23 protein-coding genes are annotated in these 21,765 nt (G+C 63.5%); 8 read left to right on the top strand and 15 right to left on the bottom strand.

Annotated features, from left to right (window positions below; translation table 11 throughout):
• Positions 1-10 precede the first annotated feature (10 nt).
• Positions 11-763 (top strand): glycosyltransferase family 25 protein, encoded by a 753-nt coding sequence (locus ACGYK7_RS02860; RefSeq protein WP_394398790.1) that lies wholly within the window; start codon positions 11-13, stop codon positions 761-763.
• Positions 764-770: 7 nt separating this feature from the next.
• Here ACGYK7_RS02860 and ACGYK7_RS02855 read toward each other — a convergent pair whose 3' ends face one another.
• The 4 genes from ACGYK7_RS02855 to ACGYK7_RS02840 all read right to left on the bottom strand — a co-directional run bounded on the left by ACGYK7_RS02855 (position 771) and on the right by ACGYK7_RS02840 (position 4,011).
• Complete coding sequence (locus ACGYK7_RS02855; protein ID WP_394398788.1) at positions 771-1,424, bottom strand: peroxiredoxin; 654 nt, start codon at positions 1,422-1,424, stop codon at positions 771-773.
• 186 nt (positions 1,425-1,610) lie between these two features.
• Complete coding sequence (locus ACGYK7_RS02850) at positions 1,611-2,258, bottom strand: RluA family pseudouridine synthase (RefSeq protein ID WP_394398786.1); 648 nt, start codon at positions 2,256-2,258, stop codon at positions 1,611-1,613.
• Positions 2,259-2,306: 48 nt separating this feature from the next.
• Positions 2,307-2,765, bottom strand: coding sequence for a GAF domain-containing protein (locus ACGYK7_RS02845; protein ID WP_394398784.1), 459 nt, complete (start codon positions 2,763-2,765; stop codon positions 2,307-2,309).
• Positions 2,766-2,838: 73 nt separating this feature from the next.
• A complete protein-coding gene (locus tag ACGYK7_RS02840) occupies positions 2,839-4,011 on the bottom strand; it encodes a thiolase family protein (RefSeq protein ID WP_394398782.1) in 1,173 nt (390 codons plus the stop codon).
• Between the two features lie 87 nt (positions 4,012-4,098).
• Here ACGYK7_RS02840 and ACGYK7_RS02835 point away from each other — a divergent pair, with 87 nt between their 5' ends.
• The 3 genes from ACGYK7_RS02835 to ACGYK7_RS02825 all read left to right on the top strand — a co-directional run bounded on the left by ACGYK7_RS02835 (position 4,099) and on the right by ACGYK7_RS02825 (position 6,710).
• Entirely contained in the window at positions 4,099-4,437 is a 339-nt protein-coding gene (locus tag ACGYK7_RS02835; protein ID WP_394398932.1) for an STAS domain-containing protein, read from the top strand.
• A gap of 4 nt (positions 4,438-4,441) precedes the next feature.
• On the top strand, positions 4,442-4,906 hold the full coding sequence (locus tag ACGYK7_RS02830; RefSeq protein ID WP_394398780.1) for an ATP-binding protein: 465 nt from the start codon (positions 4,442-4,444) through the stop codon (positions 4,904-4,906).
• A 226-nt stretch (positions 4,907-5,132) separates the two neighbouring features.
• The gene (locus tag ACGYK7_RS02825; RefSeq protein ID WP_394398778.1) at positions 5,133-6,710 is read left to right on the top strand and encodes a gamma-glutamyltransferase family protein; all 1,578 of its coding nucleotides are present in this window, start codon (positions 5,133-5,135) and stop codon (positions 6,708-6,710) included.
• Positions 6,711-6,747: 37 nt separating this feature from the next.
• On the opposite strand, the gene hspQ is transcribed toward ACGYK7_RS02825, so the two are convergent.
• Complete coding sequence (hspQ, locus tag ACGYK7_RS02820) at positions 6,748-7,074, bottom strand: heat shock protein HspQ (RefSeq protein ID WP_067261750.1); 327 nt, start codon at positions 7,072-7,074, stop codon at positions 6,748-6,750.
• Positions 7,075-7,379: 305 nt separating this feature from the next.
• Between hspQ and ACGYK7_RS02815 the strand changes: the two genes are divergently transcribed.
• A complete protein-coding gene (locus ACGYK7_RS02815; protein WP_209218458.1) occupies positions 7,380-7,970 on the top strand; it encodes a lytic transglycosylase in 591 nt (196 codons plus the stop codon).
• Between the two features lie 70 nt (positions 7,971-8,040).
• Here the strand turns inward: ACGYK7_RS02815 and ACGYK7_RS02810 are convergent, their stop codons facing one another.
• From ACGYK7_RS02810 to ACGYK7_RS02795, 4 genes are all read right to left on the bottom strand, one after another.
• Positions 8,041-8,646: an outer membrane lipoprotein carrier protein LolA gene (locus tag ACGYK7_RS02810; protein ID WP_209218459.1), complete on the bottom strand. Its 606-nt coding sequence runs from the start codon at positions 8,644-8,646 to the stop codon at positions 8,041-8,043.
• Between the two features lie 175 nt (positions 8,647-8,821).
• Entirely contained in the window at positions 8,822-11,746 is a 2,925-nt protein-coding gene (locus ACGYK7_RS02805; RefSeq protein WP_394398775.1) for a DNA translocase FtsK, read from the bottom strand.
• 12 nt (positions 11,747-11,758) lie between these two features.
• Entirely contained in the window at positions 11,759-12,943 is a 1,185-nt protein-coding gene (locus ACGYK7_RS02800) for an aminotransferase class I/II-fold pyridoxal phosphate-dependent enzyme (protein WP_394398773.1), read from the bottom strand.
• 121 nt (positions 12,944-13,064) lie between these two features.
• Positions 13,065-14,399 (bottom strand): amidase, encoded by a 1,335-nt coding sequence (locus ACGYK7_RS02795; RefSeq protein ID WP_394398930.1) that lies wholly within the window; start codon positions 14,397-14,399, stop codon positions 13,065-13,067.
• A gap of 85 nt (positions 14,400-14,484) precedes the next feature.
• On the opposite strand from ACGYK7_RS02795, the gene ACGYK7_RS02790 reads away from it, so the two are divergent.
• On the top strand, positions 14,485-15,711 hold the full coding sequence (locus ACGYK7_RS02790; protein WP_394398771.1) for an FAD-dependent oxidoreductase: 1,227 nt from the start codon (positions 14,485-14,487) through the stop codon (positions 15,709-15,711).
• Between the two features lie 15 nt (positions 15,712-15,726).
• Here the strand turns inward: ACGYK7_RS02790 and ACGYK7_RS02785 are convergent, their stop codons facing one another.
• The 5 genes from ACGYK7_RS02785 to ACGYK7_RS02765 form a co-directional block, all read right to left on the bottom strand.
• Entirely contained in the window at positions 15,727-15,909 is a 183-nt protein-coding gene (locus ACGYK7_RS02785) for a Trm112 family protein (protein WP_394398769.1), read from the bottom strand.
• Complete coding sequence (locus ACGYK7_RS02780; protein WP_067261736.1) at positions 15,906-16,550, bottom strand: LON peptidase substrate-binding domain-containing protein; 645 nt, start codon at positions 16,548-16,550, stop codon at positions 15,906-15,908. The genes ACGYK7_RS02785 and ACGYK7_RS02780 overlap by 4 nt, the downstream gene beginning before the upstream one ends.
• 27 nt (positions 16,551-16,577) lie before the next feature.
• Positions 16,578-17,498, bottom strand: a complete 921-nt coding sequence (gene trxA / locus ACGYK7_RS02775; protein ID WP_394398767.1) for a thioredoxin — start codon at positions 17,496-17,498, stop codon at positions 16,578-16,580.
• 54 nt (positions 17,499-17,552) lie between these two features.
• Complete coding sequence (locus ACGYK7_RS02770; protein WP_394398928.1) at positions 17,553-18,341, bottom strand: exodeoxyribonuclease III; 789 nt, start codon at positions 18,339-18,341, stop codon at positions 17,553-17,555.
• Positions 18,342-18,638: 297 nt separating this feature from the next.
• Positions 18,639-19,325, bottom strand: coding sequence for a response regulator transcription factor (locus tag ACGYK7_RS02765; protein WP_394398765.1), 687 nt, complete (start codon positions 19,323-19,325; stop codon positions 18,639-18,641).
• 162 nt (positions 19,326-19,487) lie between these two features.
• Between ACGYK7_RS02765 and ribA the strand changes: the two genes are divergently transcribed.
• Both ribA and ACGYK7_RS02755 read left to right on the top strand, forming a co-directional pair.
• On the top strand, positions 19,488-20,579 hold the full coding sequence (ribA, locus tag ACGYK7_RS02760) for a GTP cyclohydrolase II (protein ID WP_394398764.1): 1,092 nt from the start codon (positions 19,488-19,490) through the stop codon (positions 20,577-20,579).
• Complete coding sequence (locus tag ACGYK7_RS02755) at positions 20,576-21,070, top strand: L,D-transpeptidase (protein ID WP_394398763.1); 495 nt, start codon at positions 20,576-20,578, stop codon at positions 21,068-21,070. The genes ribA and ACGYK7_RS02755 overlap by 4 nt, the downstream gene beginning before the upstream one ends.
• Here ACGYK7_RS02755 and ACGYK7_RS02750 read toward each other — a convergent pair.
• Positions 21,060-21,713: a YggS family pyridoxal phosphate-dependent enzyme gene (locus ACGYK7_RS02750; protein WP_394398761.1), complete on the bottom strand. Its 654-nt coding sequence runs from the start codon at positions 21,711-21,713 to the stop codon at positions 21,060-21,062. The genes ACGYK7_RS02755 and ACGYK7_RS02750 overlap by 11 nt on opposite strands.
• Positions 21,714-21,765: the final 52 nt, after the last annotated feature.

The following is a 21,765-nucleotide window of genomic DNA, read 5'->3' as shown; positions in this document are numbered from 1 at the left end:
GGTCATAACGATGCCACAGCGCCCGAAGGGATTCGTCATCAATCTGGCCGCCTCCCCCCAGCGACTGGAGAGCGCCAAGGCCGAACTGCACGCCGCGCAGATCGAAGCCGTTCGCGTGGATGCCTTCGACGGGCGCGAGATCGATCTGGCCCAATTCGCCCCCTATGACGATGGCAAAGCCCGGCGCTTCATGGGCCGGTCAATGACCCAAGGCGAGGTCGGCTGCTACGTCTCCCACCAACGCGCCGCCACAGCCTTCTTAGAGAGCGGCGATGAACTTGGCTTCGTCTTCGAAGATGACATCGCCTTGCAGCCCATATTCCGAACCGTCGTGCCAGAACTCATAGAATGGCTGCGCCCCCGCGCCGATTGGCACTGCGTGAACCTGGGCGCGACACGCCTGAAAATCACCAGCCCCATGGCCGAAGTCGCAGGCGTGTCGCTGCTCCGCGCCCATTACTTTCCAATGCTCGCCCATGCGCTGATCTGGAACCGTGCCGGGGCCGAGGCCTTCCTCGCCGCCTCCGAACCTATCTTCTGCCCTGCGGATAACATGCTCAGACAGGTGCTGACGCGCTCCGACATGGGGCTCGCCACGGCCCAAAGCCTTGTCACGGCGGGCCGGTTCGACAGTGACATTTCCGCACGCTCAGGGGGAAACAGAGGGCAATTCCGCCGCTCCCCCCTCTACGGCCTGCGCAAACAGCGCCGGCTATTGCATGAAAAAGCGATGGCCTTCGCCCATAAGCTTCGCCATCGCTAACGACACATCAGCCCGGCAGCTGCGCTTTGCGCAAATAGGGCAACACCGTCTCAAACGCCCCGAACTTCGCCTTGGCGTCCTCATCCGACACCGTCGCGGGGATGATCACATCCTCACCCACCTGCCAATCCGCAGGCGTCGCCACAGCGTTCTTCGCCGCCGTCTGCAACCCGTCCAAAGCCCGCAGAACCTCGGCAAAATTCCGGCCTACGTTCATCGGATAGGTCATGCTCAGCTTCAACTGCTTATCCGGCCCGATGATAAAAACCGACCGCACCGTGGCGCTGTCATTGGGCGTGCGGCCATCGGGCAAATAGGCCTCCGCAGGCAGCATATCAAAGGCCTTCGACACCTCCAGCCCCGCATCCGCGATAATCGGAAACCCGGCCTCGGCGCCTGCAACCTGCTCGATATCGCCCTTCCACTTCTTATGCTCTTCAACACCGTCGACACTGACGCCGATCACCTTGGTGCCGCGCTTTTCCCACTCTTCGGAAAGCCGCGCCACGGCGCCGAACTCGGTGGTGCAAACAGGGGTGAAATCCTTGGGGTGGGAGAACAGGATCGCCCAATTGTCACCGACGAACTCATGCAGGGAAAAACTGCCCTGATCGGTTTCGACTGTAAGATCGGGAATAGTGTCGTTGATACGCAAGCCCATGATATCCTCCGGGTCAATCTGTGAACAGATAGATCAGAGGTAATCGCAAACCCCGCCGGTTTCACCCCCCCGATCGCCACAAAGCCCAACTTCACCGCAGAGCCACGGCCCCCCTTCTCCTTCATCCTTTCTCAAATACCAATCCCGCCCCCACCTCACGGCGCAAGGCCGGGCACGGAGCACCCCTTAAAAAGGCGCCTTGGCGCGCACCTTCGTGGATGCGCCCCCCTGCGGATGGTTGAACCGCAATTCCTCGCTATGCAGCATCAACCGCGGGAAATCCCGTGCAGGCCCCGTGGCATAGAAAGGGTCGCCCAAAATCGGATGCCCAAGCGCCAGCATATGCACGCGCAGCTGATGGCTGCGCCCGGTCTTGGGGAACAGCCGAAGGCGCGCGGTCTCCCCGTCGGTCTTGACCCTCTTCCAATCGGTCTGCGCGGGTTTGCCGGTCTCATGGCAGACCTTCTGCCGGGGGCGGTTGGGCCAATCGACGATCAGCGGCAAATCGACACTGCCGGATTTCTCCTCCGGCACGCCCCAGACCCGCGCGACATAGGTCTTGCGCGTCATACGCTTTTCGAACTGCAACCCAAGGTGACGCTGCGCATGGGGCGTCAGGGCAAAGATCATCACGCCCGAAGTGTCGCGATCCAGCCGGTGCACCAGCAGCGCTTGGGGAAAGACCGCCTGCACCCGTGCGATCAGGCAATCGGCCAGATGTTCGCCCTTGCCCGGCACGCTGAGCAGCCCTGAAGGTTTGTCGACCAGCAGAACTTCGGCATCTTCATGCAGGATGACCAACGGTTCCTGCGGCGGGTTGTATTCGCTATCCATCACTCCCCCTCGCAGATGCGGCCCCGCGGATCAAGCGGGGCGTGGCTGTCAGCCGACGGCGGCGAAACTCGCCTTGAGGATCGCGCTTAGAGCATCGGCGTCGGCTTGGGTGAAGGCATTCGGCTGGTCGCTGTCGATGTCGAAAACCCCCAGCAACTCCCCCGCCCCGTTCCAGACCGGCAGCACCAATTCCGAGCGTGTCGAAGAAGCACAGGCGATATGGCCCGGAAAGGCATCGACATCCTCAACCAATTGCACCTCGCCAGTCCGCGCCGCAGCCCCGCAGACCCCGCGCGAAAAGGGGATCACGAGACAGCCGTGGCCGCCCTGATAGGGGCCAATCTTCAACAGTTCGGGCGCGGTCACCCGGTAAAAGCCGGTCCAGTCAAAGCGGTCATCCGCGTGATGCACCTCACAGGCGATGGTGGCCATCAGGGCCACGGCATCGTCTTCGCCCTCGGTCAGGGCGGCGATGGTCTTGGCAAGGGTTTGGTAGTCGACAGTCATGGCGATACTCTTATTTCAGACGGAAAAAGGGAGGCAGGCCGCCCCCCTTCGATAGGTAAAATGACCCGAAGGCTCAGGGGCGTTCGATCGCGATGGCCGTGCCCTCGCCGCCGCCGATGCAGATCGCCGCGACACCGCGCTTCAGCCCACGTTTTTCCAGCGCGTTCAGCAGGGTCACCATGATCCGCGCGCCCGAGGCGCCAATGGGATGGCCAAGCGCACAGGCGCCGCCGTTGACGTTCACGATGTCATGGGAGAGATCCATCTTATGCATGAAAGCCAACGGCACCACGGCGAAGGCTTCGTTGACCTCCCACAGGTCGACATCTTCTTTCTTCCAGCCGATCCGCTCCAACAGTTTTTGCGCGGCGGGGACAGGTGCCGTGGTGAACAGCCCCGGCGCTTGGGCGTGGCTGGCGTGACCGACGATGCGCGCGCGGATGTTCAGCCCCTTGCGCTTGGCGCTCTCCTCATCCGCCAACACCAGCGCCGCCGCGCCATCGGAGATCGACGAGGAATTTGCCGCCGTCACCGTACCGCCCTCGCGGAAGGCCGGTTTTAGCTGGGGGATCTTCTCGGGCCGGGCGCTGGCGGGCTGTTCGTCGGCGCTGACCGTCGTGCTGCCGCGGCGCGAGGTGACCTCGACCGGGGCGATTTCATCCGCGAAGGCGCCGCTTTCCTGCGCCTCGATGGCGCGCGACAGCGACGCCAGCGCGTAGTCGTCCTGCGTCTCGCGGGTGAATTGGAACCGCTCGGCGCAATCCTCGGCGAAGGTGCCCATCAGGCGGCCCTTATCATAGGCGTCTTCGAGCCCGTCGAGGAACATATGGTCGATCACCTGACCGTGGCCGAGCCGCGCGCCGCCGCGCATCTTGGGCAAGACGTAGGGCGCGTTGGTCATGCTCTCCATGCCGCCCGCGACCATCACATCGGTCTGGCCAAGCGCGATCTGGTCGAAGGCCATCATCGCCGCCTTCATGCCCGAGCCGCACATCTTGTTCAGCGTCGTGGCAGGCACCTCTTCGCCCAGACCGGCCTTGAACCCGGCCTGACGTGCGGGCGCTTGGCCCTGTCCGGCGGGCAGCACGCAGCCCATCAGCACCTCTTGCACCTCGGCAGGATCCGTCTTGCCCAAGGCCGCCTTGATCGCGCTGCCGCCCAATTCCGCGGCACTCAGCCCCTCGAAGGCTCCTTGAAAACCGCCCATCGGGGTTCTGGCTGCACCGGTTATCACGACATTGCGCATCACGTTCTCCTAGAGTTGCACCGCATACCAGTTGGTAAGGTTTTACGGTTAATCACGTCTCGAACTTCAAAGTCTCGGGGCATGTCTATGGAAGTTTCCGCCAAAACAGAAGACCGCTTTTGCGTGGTCAGCGTGCTGCATGACCGGATCGACGCCGCCGCGGCGTTGGAGTTCAAGGATGCATTGCGCCGTGCCGCGGCCCATGCGCCGCCGGTCGTGATCCTTGATCTGCAGCGGGTCAATTTCATCGATTCCAGCGGCTTGGGCGCGATCGTGGCGGCGATGAAACATCTGGCACCGCAGCGCGCGCTGGTGCTGGCCGGGCTGACCCCGGCGGTGGAAAAGGTCTTTACCCTCACCCGGATGGATCGGGTCTTTGGCATTTTCCACACGCTTGACGCCGCCCTCACCGCGCATCGAGAATAGCGCCATGCGGCTCTCCGCCGCGCGGTCCGCGCTCTGCCCGTTCGAGATCACCGTTCACAGCGGCCCGCAGGCCGCGCGGGAGGCGCTCACGCTTTTGCTGGATGCGCTCAGCTGCCTGTCGCTCGGGGCCGAGGAGGTCTGCGTGGTGCGTTTGGTGGTCGCCGAGATGCTCAACAATATCGTCGAACACGCCTACCCCGATCCGCACCACCCCGGCCCCATCCATATCGCCTGCCATCACGCGCCCGACGGCCTGCACCTTGCCGTGTCGGACGAAGGGCTGCCAATGCCCGATCTGCAGGTGCCCTTGGGCCTGCCGCAAGAGATCGACCGCCCGATTTGCGACCTGCCCGAAGGCGGCTTTGGCTGGTTCCTGATCCGCGATTTGGCGAAAGACCTGACCTATCGCCGCTTGGCGCAAGAGAACCGGATCGACCTGCGGCTCCCGGTCGGGTTACCGCTGCGTTAACACCTGCGGCAGGGCGTCCCGCATATTTCTCAAAACAGCCCCGCTGGGATCACAATTGCGCCTTGGTTGTGGGTCATAAACGGGGCTGTAGCTGCATATGGCTTCCCTCGGTGCCGTGTTTAATAGCCCCCACCCAGTACGCGGTGCCGAGGAACTTTCCCCCGCATTGGCAGAACCGAAATCTCGGTCTAGGGTCACGCTGATACAATTCAGCGAGGGGCAGCACATGCGCGATTTTCACCTTCCCGGCCGGTCACCGGTCTTGGCCACCAACGGCATCTGCGCCACATCGCATCCGCTGGCGGCGCGGGCGGCGGTCGATATCCTTGCACGGGGCGGCAACGCGATGGACGCGGCCATCGCCGGGGCGGTGCTGCTGGGGATTTGCGAGCCGCAGATGACCGGGATCGGCGGCGACTGTTTCGTGCTCTACTCCCCGGCAGGCAGCGAGGAGGTCCATGCCCTCAACGGGTCTGGCCGCGCGCCGGCGGCGCTGGACGCCGCCAAACTGCGGGACAAGGGCGAGCAGACGGTGCCGCTCCGCTCGGCGGATGCCGTGACGATCCCCACGGCCATCGACGCCTTCTGCCACCTCTCCGAGAGCACCGGCAAACTGGGGTTGGACGCCCTGCTCGCCCCCGCGATCCACTACGCCGAGGCGGGGGTGCCCGTCGCCCCGCGCGTGGCCTTTGACTGGGCCACCGATGGCGGCACCCTTCAGGGGCGCGCGCGGGATCACTTCCTCATCAACGGCAAAACGCCCCGCACCGGCGACATCTTCCGCGCGCCGGGACAGGCCGAAGTGCTGCGCCGCGTGGCCGCACAGGGCCGCGATGCCTTCTACACCGGAGAGATCGCCGAAGACATGATCGCCAGCTTGCAAGCCGCTGGCGGCAGCCACAGCGCCGAGGATTTCGCCCAGGCCCGCGCCGAGGTCACGACGCCCGTGTCAGGCCAGTACAAAGACCTCGAAGCGGTCGAACATCCGCCCAACGGCCAAGGGGCGACCGCCCTGTTGCTGATGAATATCCTCGATCACTTCGACATCGCCGGAATGGACCCGCTGGGGGCCGAGCGGCTGCATATCGAAGCCGAGGCGACCAAACTGGCCTATGACGCGCGCAACCGCTTTCTGGCCGACCCGGATCACACCGCGCGGCTTGAGCACATGCTGGCGCCTGAGACCGCCCGCGCCCTTGCGGCCCTGATCGACCCCAAACGCGCCATGGCCGCCGCCGCCCCGATCAGCGAGGCGGTACATAAAGACACGATCTATATCACCGTGGTCGATGGTGACGGCATGTCGGTCTCGCTCATCTATTCGATCTTCCACGGCTTCGGCTCTGGCATCGCCTCGGACAAGTTCGGCATCCTGCTGCAAAACCGTGGCGCGGGTTTCACGTTGGAGGAAGGCCACCCGAATGAGCTGAAAGGCGGCAAACGCCCGATGCATACGATCATCCCCGGCATGATCCGCGAGAATGGCCGGGTGACCATGCCCTTTGGCGTGATGGGCGGGGCGTATCAGCCCTGCGGCCATGCGCGCTTTGCCTCGAACCTCACCGATTTTGGCGTGGATGTGCAAAGCGCCATCGACGCGCCGCGCGCCTTTGCCGATGGGCAGGTGATGAAGGTGGAGCGCGGCTTTGGCGATGACGTGCGCCAAAGCTTGAGCGATCTGGGCCATAGGGTCGAGGTGCCCGAAACGGCGATCGGCGGAGCGCAAGCGATCCGCATCCGCGAAAATGGCGTTCTGGAAGGCGCGAGCGACCCTCGCAAGGACGGCTGCGCCCTGGGCTATTGATGAAACGCCTGCGCGGGCGGGCAACGGCCCGCCGGGCTTAGTTCATCTGAAAATGCAGCGGATAGGCACCGTCGGTGAAAGGGCCGAACAGATCGGGGATATCGGGGTGGTCCACAGGCTCCCCCGAATAATCGGCGACGAGGTTCTGCTCGGACACATAGGCCACATAGTAGCTCTGATCGTTCTCGGCCAAAAGATGATAGAACGGTTGATCTTTCACCGGCCGGTTCTCTTCGGGAATCGCCTCATACCATTCTTCGGTGTTGGCGAATTCCGGGTCGACGTCAAAAATCACGCCCCGAAAGGGATGCTTCTTGTGACGGACAATCTGCCCGAGGTGATATTTTGCGCGTGTTCGTATCATAACATGCTGCCCCTACCCCTCGACGGTAGCCCTTTCAAGGGGCTTTTGTCCAATCACAGCGGCCCTGTGCGGGGAAACAGACTGTGAACGCTGCGCCGACAGTGGGTTTGCAGCAGCTCACCGCCCGGGGGCGCAACTGCTTTACCGGCCTCCCGCGAAATACCGCCTGCCCGCCGATGCGCTGTCAGCGCAATACCGCGCAGACCGCCGCGCATTTTCCCAATTTAGTGATGTGATGGTGAGGGTGAATCGGTTAAACTCCTCCGAAAAAACGTCCCCTAACAAAAACGAGAGGCGAGAGGCAGATGAGCAAGCATCTTTGCGCAATGATGATCGTACTGCTGGTGGCATCCTGCGGCGGCGGGCCTCAAACGGCCCCGCGTGATCTGGATAACGCCTGCACGATCCTGAAAGAGCACCCCGAGTACCTGCGCGCATTCCGCGCGACCGAGCGGAAATGGGGGGTCCCCATTCACGTTCAAATGGCCACCATCCACCAAGAGAGCAAATTCGTGGCGGATGCCCGGACGCCGTTCAAATATGTGCTGGGCGTGATCCCAATGGGCCGCCAATCCAGCGCCTTTGGCTATTCGCAGGCTCTGGACGCGACATGGGACGAGTATCTGGAATCCGAGGGCCGCTGGCGTGCCAAACGCGACCGGATTCGCGACGCGAGCGATTTCATGGGCTGGTACATGAACCTGACGCGGGAGCGGAACGGCGTCTCGCTGCATGACGCCCGCAATCAATACCTCGCCTATCACGAGGGGCACACGGGTTTTTCCCGGCAAAGCTACAACAGCAAGGCGTGGCTGGTCGGCGTCGCGGGCAAGGTCGAATCCCGCGCCAAGCTTTATGAAAACCAGATCGCAGGCTGCCGCTTGAGCCGCTGGTAATCGCCAGCCGCTCCAATGCAAAACGCCCCGGCCTGATCAGCCGGGGCGTTTTTTGTTTCAGCAGGGCCGCTTAGCGTTTGCCGCCAGCCCGTGCGCCGCCGGTGTCGAACAGGCTGTTAGAGATATTGCCCCCCACCTGCATGTCACCCAGCACGACGGTAGTGGCGCTGCCATTGCCATCGTTGATGATCCACTGACGCAGCTGCACCGGGTTGCCGGTGAACTTCATCTGGATATTGCCATACTGCGGGTTGGCGGGGTCTTGGGCCGTGACCGTGGTGGCGGTGCCGTCGTAGCTGTGGCCTGTCACCATCTTGGCACGGCCCAGATTGACGTTATCGGCCAAGATGATCGACAGCGGGGTCCGCGCCAGCGGATAGGTTTCCGCCGGTTGGTTCGACTTCTTGTCGTAGATCACGACCGTATTCGCCCCGGCGACGACCAGCCCGGAATCCGGCGCGTTATATTCGAAACGTACCTTGCCGGGGCGTTTGATATAGATCGTGCCCGTGCTGATAGACCCATCGTCATTGATCTGGGTAAAGTCGCCCTTGGCCGTGCGAAGCTGGTTAAGATAGCCCGAGATCTCGTTCAGCGACAGTTGCTGCGCCGCTGCCGCGAGGGGGGCCGATACGGCCAGTCCAACCGCCAGAATCGCAGAAGTAAGTTTACGCATGTTGTTCGTCCTGTGTTGCCTCACGTTCAGACATAGGGCGGGTGGCCGTGATATTCGATATCAGGGGGCGGTTTTTCGCTATCGCCGGCCTCCCCCCATAAAAAAACACCGCCGGGAGGGTGGCCCGGCGGTGTTTTCTTATGATCACCCCCGGCAGGGGAGGGGGCGGGTAGCTCTATGCTTGCTCCGGGACCAGAATCTCACGCTTGCCGACGTGGTTCGCCGGAGAGACCAGCCCCTCTTCCTCCATCTGCTCGACCAGACGCGCGGCTTTGTTATAGCCGATCGCCAGTTTGCGCTGGATGTAGGAGGTGGAGCATTTGCGGTCTTTGATCACCACCTGCACGGCGGTGTCATAAAGCGCGTCTTCGCTATCGGTATTGCCGCCGAGGCCCAGCACCGCGTCGATGTTGCTTTCCTTATCCTCCGACGGCCCTTCGACCACGCCCGAGACATAATCCGGCTCGCCGAATTGCTTGAGATGGTTGACGATCTCTTCGACCTCTTCATCACTCACGAAGGGGCCGTGGCAGCGGGTGATCTTGGCCCCGCCCGCCATATAGAGCATGTCGCCCATGCCCAGAAGCTGCTCGGCCCCCATCTCTCCCAAGATCGTGCGGCTGTCGATCTTCGAGGTCACTTGGAAGGAAATCCGCGTGGGGAAGTTCGCCTTGATCGTACCGGTGATCACGTCAACGGAGGGGCGCTGCGTCGCCATGATCAGGTGGATTCCGCTCGCCCGCGCCATCTGCGCCAGACGCTGGATGCAGGCTTCGATCTCCTTGCCCGCGACCATCATCAGGTCGGCCATCTCGTCGACGATGACGACGATATAGGGCAGCGCCTCGGGGGTGTTCTCCTCGGTCTCGAAGATCGGCTCGCCGGTGTCCTCGTCAAAGCCGGTCTGCACGGTGCGCGAGAACATCTCGCCCTTGGCCAGCGCCTCGCGGACGCGGCCGTTGTAGCCTTCGATGTTGCGCACGCCCATCTTGGACATCTTGCGATAGCGCTCTTCCATCTCGCCCACGACCCATTTCAGCGCGACGACGGCCTTCTTGGGGTCGGTCACAACCGGGCTCAGCAGATGCGGAATGCCGTCATAGACCGACAGTTCCAGCATCTTGGGGTCGATCATGATCATCCGGCATTCTTCCGGCGTCAGCTTGTAGAGCAGCGACAGGATCATCGTGTTGATCGCCACGGATTTGCCCGAGCCGGTGGTGCCCGCGATCAGCAGGTGCGGCATCTTGGCGAGGTTGGCCACGACCGGGTCGCCGCCGATGTCTTTGCCAAGCGCCAGCGGCAGGCGATGGTTGCCGTCGCCGAAGTCGCGGCTGGAGAGGATTTCGCGCAGGATCACCTTCTCGCGGTTTTCGTTGGGCAGTTCGATGCCGATGACCGAGCGGCCCGGCACCGTCGAGACACGGGCCGAGAGCGCCGCCATCGAGCGGGCGATGTCATCCGCCAGACCGATCACGCGGCTGGCCTTGAGGCCCGGGGCGGGTTCCAACTCATACATTGTGACGACCGGACCGGGGCGCACGGCGACGATCTCACCCTTCACGCCGTAATCGTCGAGCACGGTTTCCAGCATCCGCGCGTTTTCCTCCAAGGCCTCGTCGCTCAGGTGCAGGCGCTGCACGCTTTCGGGGCTTTCGAGAAGGCTCAGCGGCGGCAGTTCGAAACCGGGATGCGTGTCATCGAAGGTCAGGGTGGGCTGCGCTTCGACCTGCGCCTGTTTCGAGGGCTGGACGGGTTTGCGGGCGGGCTGCTGCACCACTTTGCGCGGCTCCGCCACGGGGATTTTCATCGCCTCAGGCGCGGGCGCTTGCTGCAATGGCAGGGTCTCAGACGCCACGGTGTCTTCGTAGGGCGCGGCCATCGGCGCCTGCGCTGCCGGTTCCTGAACCATCGGCTCGGGCGCCGGAGCGGGCGCGGGCTGGGCCTGCGGCCTGCGCAGCAGCGGCTCGGGGCGCAGGGTGGCGGCTTCGGCGGTCAGGGGCGGCTCGGCGCGCAGCGCGGCGGGCTGGCTGGTGTTCAACACCAACGGGTCCGGGCCACGGCCCCGTCCCTTGGTCAGCGGCGCGGTCGTCGGCGTGTGAATGGCATTGGCATGACGCACGCGGTTCTTGATCACATCGGCGATCTTGCTTTTGATGCGCTCTTCGCCCGGTGTCTCATCCACGATGGCATCGCTGTAGGTCTCGATCAGTTCCGGCTCGGGCATGTCGTCTTCGGCTGCGGGCCGTTTGATCAGCCCGGGCATCCGACCGAACAAGCTGCGCGGCTCGGCTTCGAGCTCCGCCATCGGGGCGTGCTGCGCGGCATAGCTCTGCTCGGCCTCCTGCGCGGCCCAAGCTTCGGCGTCTTCGGCTTCCTGACGGCGGCGCTCACGACGTTCGGCCTGACGGGCCGAGAGGTTCTGCGCGGCTACGACGGCCCCATTGGCGCCACGGCCCAGAAGCGTCATCAGCCCGGCATAGGCCATGATCAGACCGACCAGCAGGAACCGCGCAATGCGGAACAACTCCGCCTTGGTAAAGCCCAGCACGAAGGCACCCAATGCGAGAATTGCGACACCCATCAAAAGCGACATCAGCTTGACCGTCAGGGTCGAGCCGATGGGCAGGATCGTCAGCAGCGCACCCATGACGGTATCGCCAAAGAGCCCGCCCAGACCGAAGCTATGGGTCAGCAGCCATTCCTGACCGGGGGCCAGTGTGGCGGCATAGATGGCCCCAAGCGCCACGGCGATGGGGGCAAAGATCAGCCGCCCAAGTGCGCGGTCATCACCCTGATGCAGCGCGAAACGCCCGCCCCAGAACAGCAGGACGATGGCAATGCCCCAAGCGCCCCAGCCGACGATCATGAACAGCGGTGCCGCGATGGAGGCACCGATCCGGCCCATCCAGTTTTGCACCGGCGCATCGGTCGAGACCATCCAGTTGGGATCGTCCGGCGTGTAGCTGCCGATCATCATGGCAGCCATGATGCCCAGCATGATCAGCGCCAGCCCCAGCAGTTCACGACCGCGCTTTTCGATTGCCTCGGCCATGTTGCTGTCTAGCAATGGATCGCGTCCCCGTGTCTGATATGCCATGTCGTCCCTCGCTTATGCCGAATACAGACAGTCGCGGATCGCTTCCAATCCGCGCGTCGTTTCGTCTTTTGGGGCCACCAAGGCGACCCGAATGTAATTCTGTCCGGGGTTCCCCCCGGCAACGTTCTGCGCCAGATAGCTGCCGGGCAACACCCGCACGCCGGTCTCGCGCCAGAGCTTCAGCGCCGCAGCCTCGTCATCCTCGACCGGCAGCCAGAGAAAGAACCCCGCCTCGGGGCTCGCATAGCCCGGCACATTGCCAAAGATGCGGTCGGCGATGGCGTATTTCTCTTGGTAGAGCGCGCGGTTCTCTTCCACATGCGCCTCATCCGCCCAGACGGCGGCGGCGGCCTGCTGCAAAGGCAGCGGCAGCGGCGCGCCCGCGTAATTGCGCAACTGTTTGATCTGGCGCATCGTCTCGGCCCCACTGGCGGCAAAGCCCGACCGCAGCCCCGGCAGGTTGGAGCGTTTCGACAGCGAATGAAAGATTACCACGCGGTTGCGGTCGGTGCCCAACTCTTTGACGACCTCCAGCGCGCCGGTGGGCGGCGTGTCGCGGTAGATCTCGGAATAACATTCGTCGGCGAAGATCAGAAAGTCGTACTTCTCGGCCAGCGCGATCAGATCGGCCCAGTAATCGCGCGAGGCGACCACGCCCTGCGGATTGGCGGGAGAGCAAAGATAGGCCGCCGTGGTGCGCCGCAGCACCTCTTCGGGGAGGCTCGCGAAATCGGGCAGATGTCCGGTCTCGGCAGTGGCGGGCACCATGATCGGGTCCGCCTCACCGGAAATCGCGCCGATCATATAGACTTGGTAGAAGGGGTTCGGCATCAGGATGGCCGACTTCTCCCCATTCTTGGTGGGCGGGCAAAGCGCGATGACGGCGTTATACAGCCCCTCGCGCGTGCCATTCAGGGCCATCACCTCGCTCTCGGGGTCCATCTCGACCCCGTAGCGGCGGGCGATCCATGCGGTAATCGCCGCGCGCAATTCGGGCGAGCCGTCGTTCGGCGGGTATTTGTTGAACCCTGCGGCATGTTTCGTGATCTCATCGGTTACCCATGCCGGAAAGGCATGTTTCGGCTCACCGATGGTCATATGAATCGGCGTGCCGCCGCCCTCATGCCCATCGAGCAATGCGCGCAGGCGCGGCCACACGTGGGCCGGAAGGTTCGAAAACCGCTCGGTATACATCATCAAAACTGCCTCGGATCGGGATCATTTTCGCCCCGTTTGCCCCAAGGTACCCAAGGGCGCCTCTCCCGTCCAGAAAAACCGGGGAGTTTTGCCGCCCTTGTGGCTTTTCGGTCGTGCGCTCCTAGGCCTCGCGCAGGGCCGCTTCAGCCGCCGCACCAAGGCGCAAAAGCTGTTCTTCGGCCCCCGGCGCGCACATTAAAGAAATGCCGCAAGAGGGCGTATCGGTCGGCAAGGTAAGCGCGCAAAGCCCCATGAGATTCGCGACCCGCGTGTTGCGCAAGGATAGGAGATTCTGCGCGAGGTAGTAGTCGTGATCGCTGTTCAGCCGTTCGATGTTCGGCGGCAGCATGGGCGCGGTCGGCACCAGCACCGCGTCATAGCCCGCCACGGCCCGATCATAGCCCGCCCGCGCCAGATCGAGCTTGGCCCAAGCGGCGACGTAATCGGGGCCGGAGAATCCCTTTCCCAATCGGAAACGCTCAAGAATTTCGCTGAACATCGCTTCCGGGTCGGCTTCGATCACATCGCGCCACAGCCCATAGGCTTCGGTGGTGTAGAGACAGGAACTCAGCGGCATCGCCTCTTCGACTTCGGGCACGGCGATCTCGTCAACCGTGGCACCGGCCTCCCGCAACCGCGCCACCGCCGCGTCAAAGGCTGCTTTGGGCTCATCGGATAGCTCGTCCATCACCACATTGGTCAGCACCGCGAAACGGCAGCTCTCCAACTCGCTCTCTTGCAGATCGGCGGGCTTGCCCCCCTCCAAGGCGGCAAGCAGCAGCGCCGCGTCTTCGACCGAACGGCAAAGCGGGCCAACCGTGTCAAACTTCGCCGCCAGCGGCACGGTCCCAGCAAGGGACACACGGCCTGCGGTGGTCTTGAGCCCCACCAGATCGTTCCACGCCGCCGGAATGCGCACCGACCCGCCAGTATCCGACCCAATCGCCGCCGCCGCCAAGCCAAAGGCAACCGAGGCCGCCGCGCCTGAGGATGACCCGCCCGAGACGCTGTCCGGCTCGTTCACACAAGGCGGGGTCGCGGTGCTGGGGTTGTGGCCGAGGCCCGAGAAGGCCAGCTCGCTCATATGGGTCTTGCCCAAGCAGACAAGCCCCAAGGCCGTCGCGCTTGCCAGCACTTCGGCGTCGCGCTCAGGCACTCGGCCTTCGAGCAGTTTTGAGCCCGCCTCGGTGGCCGTTCCGGCGGTATCGAAGAGGTCTTTCCAAGAGATCGGCACACCATCAAGGGGCGACAGGCGCTGACCGTCGCGGGCACGCTCAGCCGCCGCGGCGGCTTCGGCGCGGGCGCGGTCAGCCGTGACGCGGGCATAGATACGGTCGCGCATCGGATGTGCCTCGATGGCATCGAGATAGGCATCGCAAAGCGCCACCGGGTCGATATCGCCCGCCGCGATCCCGCGCCCCAGATCCGCCGCCGTCATTTCCAACCATTCTTGCATGTCCTGCCCCTTACCGCTGTTCTCGGCGAACCTAGCGACCGTTCGGCGCATGGACAATCCCCGCGCGCAGGTCATATCTAGGGCCATGGATTTTGACCACGATATCGCGATCATCGGCGGTGGGCTGAATGGCCCTGCCCTTGCCTTGGCCCTCAGCCGCGCGGGATTGCGCGTGGCGGTGCTTGACGCCCAGCCGGCACAGACCTTTGAGAACGCCGCCTTCGATGGCCGCGCCTATGCGCTTGCGCTGACCTCGGTCAGGTTGATGGAAGGCATCGGCATCTGGCCCGACCTCGCGGATGACGCCCAGCCGATGCTTGAGATCAAGGTCACCGATGGGCGCGCCGGAACCGGCCCCTCGCCCATGTTCATGCATTTCGATCATGCCGAGATCGAAGAAGGCCCGATGGGCCAGATGGTCGAAGACCGCCACCTGCGCCGCGCGCTGCTGAAAGCGGCTGCCGCCGATCCGGCGATTACCATGATGAACGACACCCGCGTTACGGGTCAGACAGTAACGCCGACCGGCATCACCCTGACGCTTGAGGGCGGCAAGAGCCTGCGCGCGCGCTTGGCCGTAGGGGCCGATGGCCGCGGCAGTGGCACGGCGGAGCGCGCGGGCATCAAGCGTGTCGCATGGTCCTATGGTCAAACGGCGCTTGTCTGCGTGGTGGATCACGAAAAGCCGCATCATGGCATCGCGCATCAATTCTTCATGCCCCCCGGCCCGCTGGCGATCCTGCCGCTGACCGGCAACCGCTCCCTGATCGTCTGGAGCGAGGCCAGCGCCAATGCCGCCGCGATCAACGCCCTGCCGGATGCGCAATACCTTGAGGTGCTGCGCCCCCGCTTTGGCAGTTTTCTGGGAGAGCTTTCGCTGACCGGCCCGCGCTACAGCTATCCGCTCGGCCTGTCGCTGGCCCATTCCATGACCGCCCCGCGCGTGGCGCTTTTGGGCGACGCGGCCCATGGGGTGCATCCCATCGCCGGTCAGGGGCTGAACGCGGGTCTGCGCGATGTGGCGGCCTTGGCCGAGGTGATCGCCGTTGCGGTTCGCCGGGGCGAAGACCCCGGAGGCGCCGCGGTATTGGCGCGCTATCAGGAATGGCGGCGGTTCGACAATGTCAGCCTTGCACTGGCGACCGACAGTTTCAACCGGCTGTTTTCGAATGATAATGCGCTCTTGCGGCTGGCCCGCGACATGGGCATGGCCGCGATCAACGCCCTGCCCGGCCTGCGCCGGACCTTTATCCGCGAAGCCGCAGGGCTGACAGGCGAGCTGCCCCGGTTGATGCGTGGCAAGCCCCTCTAACGCAGCCGCGCCCCTTTACAGAGGCCGGGCCTCGTCCGGCAGCATGACGGGAATGCCGTTGCGGATCGGATAGGCCAGACCGGCGGCTTTCGACACCAACTCTTGCTTTTCTGCGTCATAGGTCAGCGTCGTCTGGGTGCGCGGGCAGATCAATGCCTCCAGCATCCGGCGGTCGAATTGAACGGTCGCATCCGTCATTGCATCAAGCCCTCTTCCTGACCGCCGCGCATCGCGAATTCGATCAATGTCACCAATGTCTCCCGCCGGGTCTCCAGCGAAGGCGCTTCCAACAGCGCCTGTTTATCCTCGGCCTCGAACTCCAGCATCATCGACAGGGAGTTGATCAGCAACTCATCCTCGGCATCTTTCAAGGTGTCCCAATCGGCGGAAAGCCCGCGGCTGTCGAAATAGCGCCCCAATAGGTCAAGGAAGCGCGCCCGATCAAAGCTGTCGTCGACCTCATCTTCGCCCAAGTCGCGGTCAAAGCCCGACCAATTCACATCGCAGCGGCGATAGGGGGAAAAGCCTTCGATCTCCTCCACCACGCGAAAGCGCGAGACGCCGCCCAAGGTCACCATATAGCGGCCATCCTCGGTCTCGGAAAACTGGGTGATGCGGCCCGCGCAGCCGATCTGGTGCAGCCCATGACCGTCCCGGCCGGGAAGTTCGTTGGGCTGGACCATGCCGATCAACCGCGTGTCGGTCTTGAGCGCATCTTCGATCATCTGAAGGTAACGCGGCTCAAAGATATGCAGCGGCAGCCGCGAGCGGGGCAGCAGCAGCGCCCCTGCCAACGGAAAGATAGCAATAGTCTTGGGCAGTTCTGCTGGCTTGATCATGACAAGGGACTTAGCGCGACCGAAGCCTCAGGCAAATATCATTGACGACAGTTTGCGACGGCCATTCAGCACCACCGGGTCATTGGGTTTAAGTGCCTCGAAAATAGTGAAAAGCTGCGCCTTGGCGGCGCCCTCGTTCCACTCCCGATCGCGGCGGAAAAGCTCTAGCAGGTGGTCGACGGCAGCATCGGCATTGTTATGGGCATAGAGCGCTTGGGCCAGATCGAAGCGCGCCTGATGATCGTCGGGATTGGCCTCGACCTGCTCGGTCAACTCGGCCACGGGGCCGGCATCGGCGGCCTGATGCGCCAGTTGCAACTGGGCATGGGCGGCTTCGAGTTCGGGGGCCTTGGAGATTTCGATCGGCGCGCCGTTCAGCAGCGCTTCGGCTTGATCCAATGCGCCCATGGCGATGTGGGACCGGACCATGCCGCCATAGGCAGGCGCGTTCATCGGGTCTTCTTCGAGGATCGCGGCGAAAGTCTGCGCCGCATCCGTGGCGGCCCCTTCGGCAAGCATCTCTTCGGCGGCGGCAACGGCATCGGCCAGCGTGTCACCGGGCGCTTCGCCGCCCCCCGCTTTTACCACCCGGTCGACGAAGGCTTTGATCTCGGACTGCGGCAGCGCGCCTTGGAACCCATCGACCGGCTGGCCTTTGTAGAAGGCATAGACCGTGGGGATTGATTGGATTTGCAACTGACCGGCGATGTTCTGGGCTTGATCGACATTGACCTTCACCATCTTCACCGCGCCTTTGGCCGCGCGCACGGCGTCTTCCAGCATCGGGCCAAGCGTCTTGCAAGGGCCGCACCACGGCGCCCAGAAATCAACGATCACCGGCACCGTTTGCGAAGCATCGACCACATCAGCCATGAAGGTCGCCTCAGTCGTGTCCTTGATCAGATCGGCATCCGCAGGGGCGGCGGTGGAAAGGTTCAGGTCGGTCATGCTGTCATCCTCGCTAATCGCGTTTGGCCTTATATGGACGTGCAGGGGCGCGATTCAAAGGTCAAAACTGGCAAAAACCGGTGCGTGGTCGCTGGGTTTCTCCCAACCGCGCGCATCGCGGACGATATGGCTGGAGTGTCCGGCCTGCGCGATATCGGATGTGGCCCAGATATGATCGAGCCTGCGGCCCTTGTCGGCGGCATCCCAATCGGCGGCGCGGTAGGACCACCAGCTATAGAGATTGCCCTCAGGCACATCCTGCCGGGTGATATCGACCCAATTGCCCGCATCCTGCACCGCGCCAAGCGCTTCAACCTCGACCGGGGTGTGGCTGACAATCTTTAGCAGCTTCTTATGGTCCCAGACGTCATCCTCACGCGGGGCAATGTTAAGGTCGCCCACAAGGATCGACTTTTCGGGCTTTTCGCCATGAAACCAGTCGCGCATTTCCGAGAGGTAATCGAGCTTTTGGCCAAACTTCTCATTGATCTCGCGGTCGGGTTTGTCGCCGCCTGCGGGGACGTAGAAGTTGTGGATCGTGGCGCCGTTCTCCAGCTTGGCCGCGACATGGCGCGCGTGGCCCAGCATGGCGAAATCCTGATCGCCCGCATCCAACAAGGGCAGTTTCGACAGGATCGCCACCCCGTTGTAGCCCTTCTGGCCGCGCGCGACCATATGCGTGTAGCCCGCCGCCTTGAACGCCTCGACGGGGATCTTGTCTACCGGGCTTTTGCATTCTTGCAGGCACAGAACATCCGGCCCGTGTTCGGCGAGCAGTTTCAGCACCAAAGGCTCGCGCAGGCGGACGGAGTTGATGTTCCAAGTGGCGAGGGTAAAGGACATGGGGCAGGCTCCGGTCTGGGGGTGGTTCGGCACAGTAACGCGGGCGGCGCGGGGGTGCCATGCGGAAATGGGGGGCTTCCTTACGGTCACGGCCATCGCCTGCGGCTTGTCCCTGGCCGGGGCAGCCAAAGCCGCCCCCCCCAAAAAAAAGACCGGGCGCAAAGGCCCGGCCAGTCCAACAGGGAGGTATGTACCTTTACCCGGGTACAAAAGTCGGGCTTCAAACCGAGGTGCGGGTCATGAAAACCCCGCCTCTCAGGTATTCCAACCACGGGGGTCGGAATTGGTTCCCGGTTTTTACGCCATCAGGCGATAGCCACCGGATTCCGTCACCAGCAAACGGGCGTTCGAGGGGTCAGGCTCGATCTTCTGTCGCAGGCGGTAGATATGGGTTTCAAGCGTATGCGTCGTGACGCCCGCGTTATAGCCCCAGACCTCATGCAGCAGCACATCGCGCGGCACAACACCGTCATTCGAGCGGTAGAGGAACTTGAGGATATTGGTCTCTTTCTCGGTCAGACGCACCTTGCGGTCGTCCTCCGTGGTCAGCACCTTCATCGCGGGTTTGAACGTGTAGGGCCCCAACTGGAACACGGCATCTTCGGACTGTTCATGCTGGCGCAACTGCGCGCGGATGCGAGCCAGAAGGACCGGGAATTTGAACGGCTTGGTGACATAGTCATTCGCCCCGGCATCAAGACCGAGGATCGTGTCGGCATCGGTGTCATGGCCTGTGAGCATCAGGATCGGGCTTTTCACCCCCTGTTTGCGCATCAGACGGCACAACTCACGGCCATCGGTATCGGGGAGGCCCACGTCGAGGATGATGAGATCGTAAAGCGCTTCTTTCGCCTTGGCCATCGCCTCTGTGCCATTGGCCGCTTCGAAAACGTCGAAATCCTCGGTCATGATCAACTGCTCGCTCAGCGCTTCGCGCAGGTCATCGTCGTCATCGACAAGCAGGATTTTCTTAAGCTGGGCCATCTGTCTCTCCGTCTGTTGTCTTATACATGCGCCTTGGGCGGTGCCCGAACAAGGGATGTGACTGCTGTCTCACAGCCTCGTGTCAACAAAGCGTGAAATGTTTCAATTCCTTGCGATATAACCTAGATAGACGGGGAAGCCTTTGCGGAGTTGCAACAAACCATGAGTTTCGCCCCGGACATCACCGAACAACTGGCGCGTGCGCGGGCCGATCTGCGCATGGGCGTGCCCGTGGTTCTGGCGGATGGGGCGCAGGCCGCCCTTGTGCTGGCGGCCGAGACGCTGACGGCGCAGCGCCTTGCGGATGTGCTGGCCTTGGGCGGTGCGCCGGTGCTGGCGATCACCGCGCGGCGGGCCGAGACGCTCAAGGCGCGGGCCTATGATGGCAATCTTGCCCGGGTGCTGCTGCCTGAGGGAGCGACCCCGGCATGGGTGCAAAGCATCGCCGACCCGGCGGACGACCTGCGCGCCCCGATGAAAGGGCCGCTTCAGACTGCGCGGGGCGGTGATACGGCGGCGCATTGCGCCGCGCTCGATCTGGTGAAAGCCGCGCGGATGCTGCCCGCCGCGCTGGTGCTCGACCTGCCGCAGGGGGCCGATTTCGCGCGGACGCATGGGCTGACCTTGATTAACCTCAGCGCCGCCGCACCGATCCTCGCCGAGCGCAGCGCGCTGCATCCGGTGGTGAACGCCCGCTTGCCGATGGAGGTCTCCGAGGCCGGGCGTCTGCATATCTTCCGCCCCGAAGATGGCGGCGAAGAGCATTACGCCATCGAAATCGGCCGCCCCGCCCGCGACGCACCGGTGCTTTGCCGCCTGCATTCGGCCTGTTTCACCGGCGATCTGATGGGCAGCCTGAAATGCGACTGCGGCCCGCAGCTGCGCGCCGCGCTGGCGCAGATGGGCGGCGAAGGGCATGGCGTGCTTTTGTACCTCAACCAAGAGGGGCGCGGCATCGGGCTTGCCAATAAGATGCGCGCCTATTCCTTGCAGGATCAGGGCTTCGACACGGTCGAGGCCAATCATCGGCTGGGGTTCGAGGATGACGAACGCGACTTCCGCCTCGGGGCCGACATCCTGCGCTCTATGGGCTTCTCCGCCGTGCGCCTGCTGACCAACAACCCGCGCAAGGTGGGCATGATGGAGCAAAGCGGCATCGCCGTGACCGAGCGCGTCCCGCTGGCTGTGGGCGAGAACCGCCACAACAGCGCCTATCTGGCCACCAAAGCCGCGAAATCGGGGCATCTGCTATGACCCCGAACGACATGGTGTTGACGCCGACGGGGCTGCGGTTTCAGGGGCGGCGCTATGCCTGTAGCATCGGCAAGGGCGGGCTGACCGATGACAAACGCGAAGGCGATGGCGCCACGCCGCGCGGGGTGCATCGTCTGGTGGGGATGCTTTACCGGCCTGACCGCATCCCGGCGCCAAGCGCTTGGGCCCAGCCGATCGGTCCGGGCGATCTGTGGTCCGACGCCAGTGGCCAAGCCGATTACAACCACCGCGTCCGCGCCCCCTACCCCCATAGCCATGAGGCCCTGCGCCGCGCCGATCCACTTTACGATCTTGTAATCCTGACCGACTGGAACTGGCCTGATGCCACGGCAGGCCGCGGCTCTGCGATCTTTATTCACCAATGGCGGCGGCCCGGCTATCCGACCGAAGGGTGCATCGCCTTTGCGCGGAGCGACCTTCACAAGATCGCCGCGCATGTGGGTCCGGCAACGCGGTTGATTATCCGCTAACCCGCTCGCCAAAGATGGCGGAGCCCACACGCACATGGGTGGCGCCCAGTGCGATGGCCTGCTCGAAGTCGCCGCTCATGCCCATCGACAAGCCGGTCAGATCGTTGCGCGCAGCGATCTTGGCCAGCAGCGCGAAATGCAGCGACGGCGCCTCATCCACCGGCGGGATGCACATCAGCCCCTTGATCGGCAGGTCGAGCGCGCGACACTCGGCAATGAACGCATCCGCGTCGCGGGGCATCACCCCGGCCTTCTGCTCTTCCTCGCCCGTGTTTACTTGGATGAAGAGGTCAGGGCAGCGGCCAATCTCCTGCGCCAGCCGCGCGATGGTCTTGGCCAATTTGGGGCGGTCGACCGTGTGGATCGCCTCGGCCAGTTCCATCGCCTGCCGGACCTTGTTGCTTTGCAATGGGCCGATGATGTGCAGGTCGATGCCGTCAAAATCCTCGCGAAAACCGGGCCATTTGCCCGCCGCCTCTTGCACGCGGTTCTCTCCGAAAGAGCGGTGCCCCTCTTCCAAGACCGCACGCACACGCGCATCGGGCTGAACCTTGCTGACGGCGATCAGCTTGACCGACCCCGCCGCGCGGCCTGCATCAGCTTCGGCTTTCGAGATGCGGTTTTGGATGTCGCTCAGACTCATTTTCGGCCCTCCATGTCAGGCGCGCAGAAAACAACAGCAGTGGGCAAAAGAA

It is taken from the genome of Sulfitobacter sp. 1A15299, from assembly GCF_043556915.1.
Classification (GTDB): Bacteria; Pseudomonadota; Alphaproteobacteria; order Rhodobacterales; family Rhodobacteraceae; genus Sulfitobacter.
The sequence above is the reverse complement of the archived record's forward strand: the minus strand, read 5'-3'. Positions and strand labels throughout refer to the sequence as shown.